A 13,537-nucleotide genomic window follows, 5' to 3' on the forward strand; every position below is an offset into this window, starting at 1 on the left:
ATATTAATGAGGTATAACATGGATAATAAATATTTGAACAAGTACATAGAATTATCAAAGGATTTTAAGTCTAGTAACAAATCTCCTCAAAGCATCGAAAAACTCTATGAGTTTTCAAATACATTAAAGACTGCTAAGGAAGAACAAGCCAGACTTGTTTTATCCTATGTATTCTCTCTACTTGGTTACCATAAAAGTGCTTATGATATTTTCTTAACCGTTTCCGATTCTAATAATCGTAAAGATCAGAGTAAGCTTTTTGAAATGAAGAAACTGGCAGATTCTCATGGAGATCATTTTATTATAAAAAGAGTTAAGAACAAGGCTGTACAAAAAATGGAGAAGTTGACAATGGCAAATATTAAGAAAAAGGATGAACAAGGTAGTGATTGGCAAAACTATGAAATTGATAAATCGATCATGATTTTTGGGTCTCCATTTGACGGGAAATCGTTAGGAATTACAGTTCATAATGATGTGGAGTTAACAAACAGTACAAATACTCTCACGGAGTACATCGATTGGCTTGGTCTCTGTAAAGATGTTTTACAGAAATTCTACAATGAAGAATTTGAAGATGAAGCTGATGATGAATGGTACGAATCTTTAGAAGTTTATCGTGTTCAAGTAACTGTAATCAATACAGGCGATACTTTTGCGGAAATTACATGTGGTGATAATATTTGGTCCGATCATCTGCTAGATATCGAATTCAATGGAAAAGAAATTGAAACGATGGGTTATGACGGATAGGTTTTTTAGAGAATATAATAGCCGCCCCTTAGGGGCGGCCAGAGTTAGAACGAATTCGCCATTAAACACTGACTAATCGTTCTCTTTCAACGTTTAAAATCCGGTACAGCTCATCAAGACTTTGTATTTGATAGGTTGGAACAATATCCGTGTTGTTCGGCTTCAACTCAGGGTTGAACCAGCATGTATCTAGACCTGCTAGCTGTCCACCTGCTATATCCGCGCTTAAAGAATCTCCAATAATTAATCCTTGCTCCACAGAGAAATTAGGAATTCGTGCAAAAACATAATCAAAATATTCTTTCATTGGCTTTTGGAAGCCCGTATCCTCAGAAACAAATATCCCCTTAAATAGCGAATACAATCCTGAACCACGTAAACGTTTGTCCTGAGTCTTTGAAACGCCGTTCGTTACAATATACAAGTCATATTTATTATGTAGGTCCTTTATTAATTCGAACGCCCCGTGAACAAGCTGATGCCCTTCTTCCAAATAGCTGCGATATTTCTTTTCCAATAGGACTCCATCTACCTCTTGACCATACTCCTTAAACAAGATCGAAAAACGCGTGTTCACTACCTCATCACGATCCAATGTTCCTTCTTCAAACGACTTCCACAGACCTTGATTTATTTTTTTATAATGAGCTTTCAATTCTGCGGTTAAGGGAATGTTGTGATCCTCGAAAAGCATTTGCAGCGCTGCGTTTTCTGCTGCACCAAAATCCAATAGTGTATCATCTACATCGAATAATAAAGTCCGGTATTTCTTCATCATGATCTCTCCATCTCCTGACGTACACCGCCCAATTTATATACAATCGCGCCACCAACGATGACCAACACACCTAGTAGCTTCTGAAATGAAAAGGGAACCTGCTCTAGGCCTAACCAACCTAGGGAATCCCATAATAGTGCAAATCCCAGCTGTGAGGTCAGCACAATCGAAGTAGCAAGTGTAGGGCCTAGCAGCTTTATTCCTTGCGTCAGACAAATTACTACACCTACTCCAATGACACCGCTAAACCAGTACCATAGCTTCATATTTTGCAAAGTAAATAAATGGCCTCCTTCAAAAAGGAGACCCGTCAAAAGTGATGCCAAAAATCCCATGCCCAATACGATAGTTGTCGTAGTCCAAGTGCCTGCACGTTCATTGACTTTACTATTAAAAATATTTTGCAAACCGACTAACGAACCTGCAACCATCGCAAGTAGCAGTCCTTGAATCATAACCTTTGCACTCCCAATAGTAGATTGCATTCAGATGCATATCATTATAGCCGTACTGACTTGCTGCATGAACACATGCGTCTATTCATAAATATTGTGACCAGCGAGCGCTTGTAATCCTTCTCGATCCTTGACAAGGATGAACGCCTTATTGCGTTCAATCAGTCCCTTTGTACTTAACTGATGAATAACTCGATTTAGATGTCTATAACTCGTTCCAATTAAATCGGCTGCATCCATAAGACTGCCTGTAGAAAGCTGTCCTTTAAATTCAGAATTGGATTCATCAAAAGAGACAGACAATAAATAACTTGCCAATCGCACCTCTACTGGATACATCAAGTTAAAGCTCATAGAATTAGATTTGACGCAAAATTTCCGGGTAATAATATCTAACAAAAATTGCAGCAACGGCGGATATTCTTTTCCGTATTTTTTCAGCCAATGATGACGAACAACGATCATACAGACAGGCGATACGGCCTCAACCGTATTGATCATATCCATGCCTTGTACGTATTCAATATCACCCACTACCTCAAGTGGCATCTTAAAAGAGAGAATAAGTTTTTTACCTTCCGGAGATGTAGTAGAGACTTTGATCTTCCCTTTAACCAGAACGTATACATGCTCTGAAGGCTCTCCTTGGGAACAGATGCGTTCCCCTTGCTCATAACTGTACAACGTTAAATACGGTAGCAATTGTTCAGGAAAAATAGATTGAATCTGGTGAGCATGCAAGTATAGAATAAGTTGCTCACGGTCGTTACTTTCTTTCATTACTCGGATACACCCCCAGCCCTTTCCCCTATTTACGTTCTGGAATTAATCAATCGATCACAATGCTAATATTACAACACCAACAATCATCATCCCAATGCCGATGAATTGTGGCAGTCTGAGCTTTTGCTTCACCACACCGAACCATCCATTTCGATCAATAAAAAAGGTTAGACTCAGCTGTGCAATCAGTACAGCGGATATCGTGAGAGTAGCACCAATCTGATGAATAGCCGTAATGTTACTAAAAATAATAATCGCCGCTAAGGCTCCGCCAGTCAAATATAAGGGCTTTACTTGCTTGAGCATTTTCCATTTTCCATCTCGGACGAACATCAGGACCAGCAATGCAATTATAAATCCCGTTAATTGAGTAACTGTCGCCGCTTGCCAAGTACCAATATCTTGGCTTATGCGAGCATTGGCGACACCTTGCAGCGTAATGAAGGCCCCACCAAAAAAAGCGAATAAAAATCCTCTCATTTGTTCTCCCTTGTGTAGATGTTTCCTTTATTACATAACGAACTCATGTATTTGCAAAGGACATATGTCCTTAACTCGCTATCCCTATTTCAACAATCAGTCTTTCTCTTACGCAAATATGGAATTAATGAAATGAAACCTAAGGTGGCTAAACAAGCCCCCAGCCATAAAGGCGATACAAATCCATATCCTGCACTGATTCCTATACCGCCAACTGACGAACCGATAACAATACCAAGCGTAATAAAGGAAGTATGGACGGTGTTTACCATAGTCCCACTCCCTGCTGTCTTCATTACTCGTGCAACCATGGCCGGATTCATCGCTACACCTGTCAAGCCAATTAATATGAGGGAAATGACAGTAATATATTTACTTGCGGCACCCGAAGCAAATAGAACTAACGCCACTAGTAATAAAGTTAATCCAGTTACAAGTACTTTCATTGTAAAACGATCAGCAAACCTACCAATCACAATGTTTCCAATCACTGTCGCACTGCCGTAAAGGGCAAGCAAATATGGAACACTTGTATTCGAAAATCCCGAGACATTTGTAAGAATAGGAGTAAAATAACTAAATGCTGCAAACGTTCCGCCTATGATCAACATACTCGTTACATACGCCGCCCAAAGATGAAGATTTTTAAAACTCGTAAGCTCTCCCTTCAAATCCATCTGCTCTGTGGATGATGTTGACGGCAGTAACCATTGAATCATTATTCCGGATAGTAATACAAGGACTGCAACTGCCCAAAAGCTAATCCGCCAGCCGAATTGTTGTGAAATTATTGTTGCAATAGGCAGCCCTAGTACAGTTGCGAGCATTAAACCCGCAAGGACAAGCGAAGCTGCTTTTCCTCTTGAATTAGTATGAACTAAAGTTGCTGAAATGGAGACAGAAACTCCAAAAGCTGCGGATGAGGCAATACCCGTAATAATACGCGCAATCATCATGGAATCATAACTCCAAGCAACGGCTCCTAACGATTGACCAATCAAAAAAACAAAAACTAAAGACATTAGTGCTTGTTTTCGGTGAATTTTCAGAAGTCCTGCAGTTAAAACAGGGCCGCCGATAACCATTGCGCCTGCATAAGCAGTAATTAAATACCCAATGGATGATACCGAAACCTGGAATTCATTAGCAAGCTCGTTCATCATACCTGCAACCATAAATTCAGATGTGGTCATAGAAAATATCGTAAAAGCTAACAAGTAAATAATAGATGGCATAAGATAAAACTCCCTATTCATTATTGTAGTGATCGGTACAAAATTAGCGAAAAAAAAGAGCGCTTTAAGCGCCGAAAATTGAATCAATTGTTCCATTCATAATTTGTTCAGCCAATGTCCTATTTTGCGTGGATGTATTAAGCACACGGAATCCGTAGTAACTGCTTAAGAATAAGCTTGCTAAATCTACAGCTGATTGTTTTTTTGAAATTTCGCCAGTTCTTAAACCTTCCTCCATCACCTTCTCTATGGCCTGTATAAGAAGTTCAACATGTTTTGATACAATTTCTTCAACCATTGGATCGTCTTTAGCCCGTTCCAAACCGGCGTTAATCAGCAAACAACCCTTTTGGTCGGTATGTTCAAAATCTTCTTCCAATGCCCATTTCAAAAAATTTCGTAGCCGTTCTTTAACTGAAATCGAACTTTCTAATATTGCCTTCTGTTCTCTAATCCCAATTTCGTGGTAGCGTTCCAACACTTGTGTATAAAGCTCATGTTTACTGCCAAAAGTATTATACAAACTGCCTTTGCCAAGCCCTGTATCACTGCATAAGTCCTGCGTAGAACAGCCCTCATATCCTTTTGTCCAAAATGTTTTCATGGCAACATCCACGATGGAGGAGTAATCAAAATCTCGGGGTCTGCCGCGTTTGCTCAAGTGGTATCCTCCTTTCATTTCAAGGTACTATGGAAATAATACACTTTTTGTACCGATCAGTCAACAAATATCAATGACAGGCCGTGGGCTAATAAAAAAAGGAGTCTTGTCAGTTAATGGTGACAAGCTCCTTTTTTGATTCTAACCTTGTATCCTACCCGGGAAAAGTATTTCTTTCATTACTTACAGCTTATCAGATCATCCTGGATGATGCGGGTACCCGCTGCTCCTTCTAGAGCAAGATCAGCCTGATCCAGGGAACAAATGATAGAAGTACCGCCCTTTTCAGCAAAGCCTATGGCAGATTCCATCTTAGGCCCCATACTTCCGACACTAAACTGGCCCTCATCCGCATATCGCTTGGCTTCTTCCAGTGATATCGTTTCCAGTGATTTTTGATTAGGCTTTCCGTAGTTCACATATACATTGTGAACATCGGTCAGAATCATAAAGATATCCGCTTGCACATCCTGGGCCAGCTGATATCCACTGCGGTCTTTATCGATGACGGCTTCCACACCGATAAGGGTCCCGTCTTTCTGCCGGGATACAGGAATACCTCCACCACCTGCAGCTATGACAATGGCTCCCTGGCTTGTCAGAGACTTGATTACATCCGCCCCAATAATGGATTGTGGCATTGGAGATGGAACTACACGACGCCAGCCTCTGCCTGCATCTTCTTTGACAACCCAGCCTTTGTCTTCAGCAAGACGCTTGGCCTCTTCCTCACTGTAGAACACACCAATAGGTTTAGTTGGATTTAGAAATGCAGGATCTTTCAAAGATACTTCCGTTTGTGTCAGGATGCTTGTAACAGCCTGATTTAATCCCAGCTTTTGCAGTTCATTTTTCAAGCATTGGTCCATCATGTACCCGATAAAGCCTTGGGATTCCGCACTGCACACATGCAGCGGAAATGGTGGAACCACTTCTTTGGCTTCGTCCTGCTGACGTAATATATTCCCTACCTGAGGACCGTTCCCATGCGTAATAATTACTTCGTAACCTTGCTTCACAATTCGGGTGATCACTTCACAGCTTTTCTGGATATTTGCAATTTGATTCTCATAGGTTGCCTGTTGTTTAGGTTGTAGAATAGCATTGCCGCCAAGAGCAATCACAACTTTTTGTGCCAATTTGAATTCCTCCTAATAATCAGCATACCGATCAGTATGCCGAATGCTGTATCCAGACCTGAGCTGTGGCCTACACGCAACAATTCCCTGGTCCGCTTAATCAAGCTGTCTGTATCCTGTTGCAGAAGAGCATTCATGACACCTGTCACTGTTGAACTGAAGTTTCGCTTCAGCGCATACTTTAGGTATTCCCGGCTGATATCGGTAGTTAGTGCTTCATTCTCCACCAGTTCAGATAAATGTAAGCGGAACGTATCCGTGAATATCTCTGCTGTTGCATCCACCGCAAGCATTCCCGCCAGCATGTCATCTCCGGCAGGGGTTAGGCCTTTTCCCCGTCCAATCCAATATCTGAGTATTTCATCTATCTGTGACAAATTTCCGGCCGGTACCGTATTTATTAACTGCATCATTTTTTGTTCACTATCTGAACAAGTTGCATGAGCTTCGTTAAAGAAACATTCGATGAAATGATCTATCGAAATACCTGTGCCTGTCGGCTCATTATGAATTAACAGCTCGCTTGCAAACGCATTCAGATGATGGAGCAGCGATTCCGGCCGGTCCATTGTCGGTCCTATCCCAGACTGATAAGTTGCCTGAGGGTCTAATTTAATACAGAATGAAGAAAAGAGAAGAGACGTTGTATCGCTGTCATAATGAATCATTTGATCTTCTTCATCTTGCTGGAGCATAGAAATGAGCTTCGGCATTTGTTTGTCTTCCAGATGGATGCCGAAAGGAAGCTGCCCGTTATTCGTGCTGCCTATAAAAATAAGTCCATCTCCCATCAGGATATTCCAGCCATTTTGAAATATACTATGCACATATCCTGGCTTACCGCTATGAAGGAGAGGGAGAATAGCTTCGCTATATACTCCGTCTACTTGGATTAAATGTTTCATGCGACTGCCACTCTCCTCTGTTCCTTCGTGTTGTTAAATAAGACCTAATTTTTGGGCATAAGCTTCAAGCGCTTTTTCAAAACAAGCTAGAGGTGCGCGAACTGTACCTGCCCCGATTTGACCAACTCCTGGATCTTTGTGGGCAATCCCGGTATTAATTACCGGTGTGATGCCTGTTTCAACGACTTTTCTTGCATCAATACCGAGACAGATTCCCTGGAAGTTCCAAGTTGGAATCGTAAAGTTAGGGTTATGGCCAATACAAATTTCAGCCATTTCATTGCTGGTTGCCAGTGCATCGTCAAAACCGCCCGCACCTACGAAGCGGGTCACACCTGGAGCAGCCACCATGGCCATGCCTCCTACACCGAATGCCTCCGTAATGGCGCTATCACCAATATCAGGATTCGCCATGTCTTGAGAATAACCAGTGAAGAATAAACCTTGCGGTGTATTAACTGGAGCGGTAAACCATTCGTCTCCCATGCCACTGATTCGAATACCGAAGTTTTGGCCATTTCTCGACATCGCCGTTACGACAGTACCGTGCTCAATCATTCTTGCAGCATCCAGTACCGCTTTAGATGTTGCCATGGCAACATTCAGGAAAAACTGATCGGTATCAGCCAGAAATTTCACTACAGCCAATTTGTCTGTTTCGGTTGCATCTGTTTGTAAAATATAAGGACTTATTTCTTTTAAAAATACGAGAGAAGCTGCGATATTCCGCTGATGGAACTCGTCTCCCATTGTAATTGACTTCGCGATCATTACATTAATATTCAGACCTTGTTCAGTCTGATGTAGAGCTTTAGAAAGAGTCGGTCCCAGCACATCTCTCATCCATTGCAGACGCTGAATGACCTCTTCGGAATAGGCTCCGAAACGCAGCACTTTCCCGATTCCTTCATTCATGGTGCAGAAAGCGCGGTTACCATCTGTCTGATTTTCTACAACTAGCAGCGGCATGTTGGCAGAAGTGATTCCGCCCATAGGCCCTACAGCTTTGACATGATGACACGGAATGAAGGTTACTTCTCCTTGCTCCAGCATGGTCATCGCTTGTTCTTCGTTTGCTGCCCAACCTTCGAACAAGACCGCTCCGATACAAGCGCCCTGCATGGGGCCTGTCATGTCTGCGAATAGAATGGGTGGACCGGCGTGCAGAAGCACTTGTCCATTTAATTGCTCCACTACTGATTTGGCAGGAACAACATCTACCAAGAAAGGGGCACCGGCTACTATTTTTTGAATGACTGCCTGATTTGCTTCATCGATTGTTTGATATGGTCCATACATGCTGCATTTCTCCTTGTTGTTTATTTAAGAGGTTGTGAACACGAACTTTAATTTATTTGAGCAGGCTCAGAATTTTCCGCATCTTCTCATTGCCTCCAGCTATCGGGCGCCAGTCAAAGTGAACGGCATTTCCGCCGTGGCTGGTTACTGCATTTACAAATTTTTTGAGCCCTACATTCACAACTTCCGGCTTTCCGCTCAGCAATTTAATAATGGATTCAGAAACGTCGATGTTTCCTTGTTCGGTCTGCACTGCAGGAGTGAATGATTTATCCTTATCCTGAAGTTGAATGCCCATTATTGCCAGAGCGGTCCGGACAGCCTGATTGTTACTGTCTTTAACAATAACGCCTGCTCGTTCAAGTTTGGCCTTTTGCTCTTGATAATTTTGCGGATCTTGTTCGGTTCCACACACCGTTGCTACGAAATATAAGCTTTTGCCTTGTGCTGCAGCTTCACTCTGTGTTTTCTCAATGACAGGCAATAGTGCGCCAGCCATATCTTCATGTGAACCGTACCCTAGAACGACATCCAGCATAATAATCGCTGTGGATTTATCCTGAGCTGCCTGCTCGATGTAATGGATTCTCGTTTCCGGATCAATCATCGGGTGTGGTTTACCTTGTGTATATTTGTCATCTCCCAGATCAATCACTTCATGACCTTTAGCTTTTAACATGTATCCATCTTCATGAATCAACTGTCCCAGTTCCAAGCCTTTGGACATAAGAACCGCAGCTTCGTACGCGAGGGTACCACCGGAATACAGACCTTTTATCGTTGTCTGCTCTGGTGTCAGCTTAGTCTGAGGAGCCGTAACGTTCAGTTTATTGTAGTTCGCCTTAACTTCTCTGCCTTTAGACAAATCCACGGCTATCATGGCAGTCTCTTCCAGCGTATAGGCATAATGTACCGTGCCTTCATGTGTTTCTGGCTCTTCACCGACGAAGATAGCGACTACCGGTTTGGATATACGGTTTAATAGTTGAACTACCTGATTCCGTACTTCGATGGCAGGCGGTTTGGAAATAACAACGATCACTTCTGTAGCTTTGTGATGCTCTAGCCCTTGAATCGCATCCAGCATCGTAATCGCTCCAATCGGTTCAGACAGATCACGTCCGCCTGTTCCGATCGCCTGGCTCACGCCGCTGCCCAGCCGGTCAATAAGGGTGGTAACTTCTTGAATGCCTGTGCCTGAAGCACCGATAACGCCAATGTTGCCTTGTTGTACTACGTTGGCAAAGGCTACCGGAACACCGGAAACAATACCGGTTCCGCAGTCTGGACCCATGACCAGCAAGCCTTTGTCATGCGCTTTTTGTTTTAGACGCAGTTCGTCCTGGACGTCAACGTTATCGCTAAAGATAAAGGCGTGCAACCCACGGTCAAGTGCTTGTTCCGCTTCTTCCGCTGCGTATTGGCCAGGGACAGAAATAAGAGCAAGATTAGCATTAGGGAGCGCTTGCAGCGCTTTATCCCAAGTCCGTACGGATTGGAATTCCTGCTTGCTGCTACTTACCGCCTGGTTTTTCAGTTCCACTTCAATGGTAGCTAACACCTCAGATACGTGTTCTTCACTATTAGTCTTGATTACGATACACATATCATTAGGACCGGCTTTGTCGAGTTCATCCGTGTACATGCCGGTATTATTGAAAATATCTTTATTCGCAGGTGTCCCCATCATAATAGAGGCCTGCTCTACTCCGTCCATCGTGGAAATTTTGTTAGTTAAGAGCATGAGGTTAACTGAATCTTGATAGGAATTTTCTTTAATGATGGAATATATCATAAGTACAAGCTCCTCTTCGGTCAGAATAGACAATTGGTGAAGTTACTTGGCAAATGGATCTTTGTTGTCATACTGATTTCTATGAACGACGTCTGATACCAGGTATTCATAAATATCGTCTACAATTTCAATACCGTTTTTCTCGTATTGTTCTTGAATCAGATCATTATTTTGTCCGGGGAACAGCACTTGCTCAAAGCCAGGCGCCGGTTTGATATGGTTCAAATCGTCCATGGTATTCGAAATATGTTGTTTAAACATGTCAGGGTCCGTAAAAAATGCAGGGTTAATTACAAGATGAAGCTGACCAAGATTTCGATATTCGGTTAGATCATGGTACATCGATGAAACTTTATTCCCAAATGGCAGGCCGAGCAAAATACCTGAGAGCACATCCACCATCATCATCAGACCATATCCCTTTGGACCGGCAATGGGGAGTAAGGCATTGACTTTAAAAGGATCTGTCGTCGGATGGCCTTCTTTATCGACTGCCCATGAATCCGGGATCGACTCGTGTCTTGATCTGGCATGAAGGATTTTGCCCCAAGCTTGTATCGTTGTTGCCATGTCCAGCGTCATGATCCGCCCGTCATGGGCAGGAACGGCAAACGCAATCGGGTTCGTCCCGTAATAAGGTTCTGAGCCGCCGAAGGGCACGACCATCGGATCTGATTGACACATCGAAATACCAATCATTCCGGATTTGGCTGCTTGCCGTACAAAATAAGATAGGGCTCCGCTGTGTCCGATTCTTCTGATGCCAACAGCTGCTATCCCATGTTCCTTAGCCATCTCGATGGCCTCATCCATAGCTAGTTTGGCAGCGACATGGCCTACTCCATTATCCCCATCAAATGTCGCTGTGCTGGGGCCAGTTTTGTTAAATTTAAACTCGGGATTTGTATTTAATCCGCCTTTGGCGATTCGTTCCGCATAGTACTCCACTCGCATAGCGCCGTGAGAATGAATGCCTCTTATGTCGGCATGGACCAGAACATCTGCTACGCCGGCGGCATGTTCTTCTGTTAAACCCGCCTTGTGCAGCTTTGTTGTGATTAGTTCTTGTAATTCTTGTCTGAATATTTTCAATGTTAACACCTCTGTTAATTCGATTTGCTACATGATAAGAGCTTAGAGATCCGCATCCCGATTGCAGTCTTTAGAGTATACATAAGCAAGTTTCTCACGACCAACTGCATAGCAAGCTTGTTGCACATACGGCCCCATAAAGATATAGTCGTCTTTTTTTACCGGAATCCACTTGTTATCCAGATTGTACATTCCTTCACCAGACAGCAGGTAAGCTCCATGTTCCTGTACATGCGTTTCGATGAATGGATGGCATGCGCCCGGATCGAAGGTTAATATGTGAAAATTCATATCGAAAGCGAGATCTTTAGGAAGTAAATCCTGAATTCGCATATTTGTCATTCCGTCATAATCTTCTTCTGGAATATTGCCTGAGTGCCCAGAGACGACCCATGGTTTCAAGTTTTTTAACGGTTTATGCTTTTGTTTGTACAAGAACAGTTTGCTGTCGCCGTCTATCAAGTTGTTCAGATACATCTTCGTTCCTGGCGGACAGTACAGGTAGCCGCCGCTTGTCAGCTTATACGTCTTGTCAGCAGCAGATGCCTCGACTTCACCTTCCAGCACATAAACGAAAGTTTCGATCAGTTCTTGTCCGCCAAAACCATCCGTATTTGCGCCGCCTTTGTGCATTGTAACTATATAATCGACAAAGCTTGCTCCAAGCTTTGGAGTTGCCAGAATAGATATAGTGCAGTTGTCAAAGCCCGGAACTACGTTATTAACCAGACCTTCCGGAGTGATTAAGGCATATTTGCCATGTTTAATGATAGAACGGCTGGACAGCAGATCAGTTGCATAACCCATTGTGTTTCTCTCCCTTTTCTCTTAATTTTGTGTGTGAAATAATTGCTATTTTTCTTTTACAATGCAGGGCGCTTCCTAATATTTGCGAAGAACAGGAATACAGTACCTACAATAATGATGCCGATAGCAAGATAAAAGCCCAAGACCTTGCTACCTGTAGAGTCTGAAATCAAGCCAGTTACGAACGGAGCGATGACCGAGGACATCATTCCGAAGAAGTTAAATACGCCGAATGTTGTACTATACCCTTGCTTAGGCGCAATGTCTGCTACGTAGGAGATCATGATCGGGTCAACAGCAAGTTTACCGAAGAAACCGTACATAATCAGGAACAAAATCAGCAGTTCGTTACTTTGAATAGCCACTGTTAGATACAAGGTAACTGCGGCAATAGCTTGCAGAATAATTACAACCATAATCTTCTTGTTCTTGAACTTGTCTGATAACCGGCTGAACAATAGCGCACCTGGCACAGATGCAAAGGCAACCAAAGCTGAGGCAAAACCGATAGCAGCACCTTGGAATCCGCGCTCCATTTGCAAGTAACTTGGCAGCCAAGTCACAATCATGTAATACCCGTAACATATTGCAAAGTAAATCACGTAAGCCGAAATCATTCGGATATCGCCAAAGAGCGTCTTCATCGTTGCTTTATCATTTGCATCTTTTTCCATGTTAGTTGCAACGTTATTCGCTGCTGGTTTTTCCTTAATGACTTTGGCAAAGGCGATCACCATAATAATAACCAGGGCAGTTGTGACAAAGAGCAGCGGTCTCCAGTCCCAACCTAGCCCTTTCACCAAGTAAGAGGAACCGATATATCCGATAGCCATTCCGAGTGCTGAACCGCTGTTGATAATGGCGGTAGAGAAGCCCCGTTTCTCAGCCGGGATTGTGGACGATGAGATCGAATAAGCAGGTCCGTAGTACGTTCCTTGTCCGAGTCCTGCCAGGAAGCTGCCTACCAGTAGGAAAATCAGGGACGGTGCGATTCCGACGGTAAAAACTCCGAAAGCAAAGATAAGGAAACCCGGAATCAGCATTATTTTTCTTCCGAATTTATCAGCCATAAAGCCGGATGGAATCTGCATTGAAGTGTATGCTAGAAAAAATAAACTGGAGATCAGACCCATGCTGGCATCCGATTCAACGCCAAGTTGTATTTTGATTTCCGGTAAAATCGGATTCAGTATTGTTCTGTATATCCACATGACAGTCCAACCAAGGCAAAATAAAATGACGACCTTTTTCCAATATTCAAGTCCACCTTGTTTAGCTGTAGTAGGGGTTTGTACCTTCATCTTTTTTTGCTCCTTATAATAAGGTTGTAGGCAAGTTATTTGCCAAGACGTCGT

14 protein-coding genes are annotated in these 13,537 nt (G+C 42.9%); 1 reads left to right on the forward strand and 13 read right to left on the reverse strand.

The window, feature by feature from the left end; translation table 11 throughout:
• Positions 1–18 precede the first annotated feature (18 nt).
• A complete protein-coding gene (locus MNQ98_RS17510) occupies positions 19–753 on the forward strand; it encodes a hypothetical protein (protein ID WP_241929414.1) in 735 nt (244 codons plus the stop codon).
• Positions 754–814: 61 nt separating this feature from the next.
• On the opposite strand, the gene MNQ98_RS17515 is transcribed toward MNQ98_RS17510, so the two are convergent.
• The 13 genes from MNQ98_RS17515 to MNQ98_RS17575 form a co-directional block, all read right to left on the reverse strand.
• Positions 815–1,528, reverse strand: a complete 714-nt coding sequence (locus tag MNQ98_RS17515; RefSeq protein WP_241933955.1) for a YjjG family noncanonical pyrimidine nucleotidase — start codon at positions 1,526–1,528, stop codon at positions 815–817.
• Entirely contained in the window at positions 1,528–1,986 is a 459-nt protein-coding gene (locus MNQ98_RS17520; protein ID WP_241929415.1) for a DMT family transporter, read from the reverse strand. Before MNQ98_RS17520 ends, MNQ98_RS17515 begins: the two co-directional genes overlap by 1 nt.
• A gap of 81 nt (positions 1,987–2,067) precedes the next feature.
• Positions 2,068–2,766: a Crp/Fnr family transcriptional regulator gene (locus MNQ98_RS17525; RefSeq protein ID WP_241929416.1), complete on the reverse strand. Its 699-nt coding sequence runs from the start codon at positions 2,764–2,766 to the stop codon at positions 2,068–2,070.
• 57 nt (positions 2,767–2,823) lie between these two features.
• Positions 2,824–3,249, reverse strand: a complete 426-nt coding sequence (locus tag MNQ98_RS17530; RefSeq protein ID WP_241929417.1) for a DMT family transporter — start codon at positions 3,247–3,249, stop codon at positions 2,824–2,826.
• 89 nt (positions 3,250–3,338) lie between these two features.
• The gene (locus MNQ98_RS17535) at positions 3,339–4,484 is read right to left on the reverse strand and encodes an MFS transporter (RefSeq protein WP_241929418.1); all 1,146 of its coding nucleotides are present in this window, start codon (positions 4,482–4,484) and stop codon (positions 3,339–3,341) included.
• A gap of 64 nt (positions 4,485–4,548) precedes the next feature.
• Positions 4,549–5,145 (reverse strand): TetR/AcrR family transcriptional regulator, encoded by a 597-nt coding sequence (locus MNQ98_RS17540; protein WP_241929419.1) that lies wholly within the window; start codon positions 5,143–5,145, stop codon positions 4,549–4,551.
• A 179-nt stretch (positions 5,146–5,324) separates the two neighbouring features.
• Positions 5,325–6,284: a carbamate kinase gene (gene arcC / locus MNQ98_RS17545; protein WP_241929420.1), complete on the reverse strand. Its 960-nt coding sequence runs from the start codon at positions 6,282–6,284 to the stop codon at positions 5,325–5,327.
• Complete coding sequence (locus MNQ98_RS17550) at positions 6,266–7,189, reverse strand: oxamate carbamoyltransferase subunit AllH family protein (protein ID WP_241929421.1); 924 nt, start codon at positions 7,187–7,189, stop codon at positions 6,266–6,268. Before MNQ98_RS17550 ends, arcC begins: the two co-directional genes overlap by 19 nt.
• Positions 7,190–7,222: 33 nt before the next feature.
• Positions 7,223–8,488, reverse strand: a complete 1,266-nt coding sequence (locus tag MNQ98_RS17555; RefSeq protein ID WP_241929422.1) for a YlbE family protein — start codon at positions 8,486–8,488, stop codon at positions 7,223–7,225.
• Positions 8,489–8,540: 52 nt separating this feature from the next.
• The gene (gene fdrA, locus MNQ98_RS17560; RefSeq protein WP_241929423.1) at positions 8,541–10,283 is read right to left on the reverse strand and encodes an acyl-CoA synthetase FdrA; all 1,743 of its coding nucleotides are present in this window, start codon (positions 10,281–10,283) and stop codon (positions 8,541–8,543) included.
• 42 nt (positions 10,284–10,325) lie between these two features.
• Positions 10,326–11,375, reverse strand: coding sequence for an ureidoglycolate dehydrogenase (allD, locus tag MNQ98_RS17565; protein WP_241929424.1), 1,050 nt, complete (start codon positions 11,373–11,375; stop codon positions 10,326–10,328).
• Between the two features lie 42 nt (positions 11,376–11,417).
• Complete coding sequence (gene allE, locus MNQ98_RS17570) at positions 11,418–12,182, reverse strand: (S)-ureidoglycine aminohydrolase (protein WP_241929425.1); 765 nt, start codon at positions 12,180–12,182, stop codon at positions 11,418–11,420.
• A 56-nt stretch (positions 12,183–12,238) separates the two neighbouring features.
• Positions 12,239–13,483 (reverse strand): MFS transporter, encoded by a 1,245-nt coding sequence (locus MNQ98_RS17575; RefSeq protein ID WP_241929426.1) that lies wholly within the window; start codon positions 13,481–13,483, stop codon positions 12,239–12,241.
• Between the last annotated feature and the right edge of the window lie 54 nt (positions 13,484–13,537).

It is taken from the genome of Paenibacillus sp. N3/727, assembly GCF_022637315.1.
Classification (GTDB): domain Bacteria; phylum Bacillota; class Bacilli; order Paenibacillales; family Paenibacillaceae; genus Paenibacillus_AQ; species Paenibacillus_AQ uliginis.